We start from the raw sequence: 711 nt of genomic DNA, 5'->3' as shown, positions 1-711 counted from the left end.
GCCCCGCCGGCCGGGGCGAGCGCGGGGAAGATGCCGGTGAGGCGGGTGATGTGGTGGTGGGCGGGCCCGGACAGGGGGTCGGTGCGGGCCAGGAGGCCGTCGAGGGCGTCGACGAAGATGCCGTAGGGGACGGCGGAGAGGGTGACGGTCGCGTGCCCGGCGGCGACCTCCCAGCCGCGGGCGGAGGCGGTGCGGGTGAGCCGGCTCAGCAGGGAGGTCTTGCCCGTCCACCGGTCGCCGGCCACCTCGGCGACGACGAGGCGGGCGGAGGGCCGGTCGAAGAGCGACGTCCCGTCGCCGTCCTCGCGTGCCGGGCCGTCGTGACCGGCGGGTGCCTGGGCGTGGTCGTCGTGGTGGTGCAGCCGGGCGGATGACATGGCCGTGCCTTTCGGTGTTTCGTGCCGGGCCGGGCGCGGCCACCGGGCCTCTCCGGTGGTGCGCCCCGCGTTCCCACGCGCAGGCGTCACTGCCAGCCGAGGGTGTCCTGCCGGACGTCGGCCGCGGCATGGTGCGGGGGCTGCGCGGACTGCGGTGCGGCGTGCGGCGACCCGGCGGCCGTCACGGGGGCGGGCACGGCCCCGCCGGCCGGGGAGAGCGCGGGCGCGGCGAAGAGCGCGGCGAGCGCGGCGAGGGGGGCGAGGGCGAGGCCGGCGGTACGGACGGCGAAGTTCCGGTGCATGCGCGACTCCTGGCGGGAGGTGGGAGGCTGTC

General features: G+C 78.5%; 2 protein-coding genes. Both read right to left on the bottom strand.

The features are described from left to right. Window positions 1-377: hypothetical protein (locus ACSNOH_RS35015; protein WP_436725477.1), on the bottom strand; the 377-nt coding region annotated here is incomplete at its 3' end. A gap of 86 nt (window positions 378-463) precedes the next feature. Next, window positions 464-711: hypothetical protein (locus ACSNOH_RS35010; RefSeq protein ID WP_436725476.1), on the bottom strand; the 248-nt coding region annotated here is incomplete at its 5' end.

It is taken from the genome of Streptomyces sp. URMC 127, from assembly GCF_051386535.1.
Taxonomy (GTDB): domain Bacteria; phylum Actinomycetota; class Actinomycetes; order Streptomycetales; family Streptomycetaceae; genus Streptomyces.
This window is presented reverse-complemented; position numbering and strand designations above follow the sequence as displayed.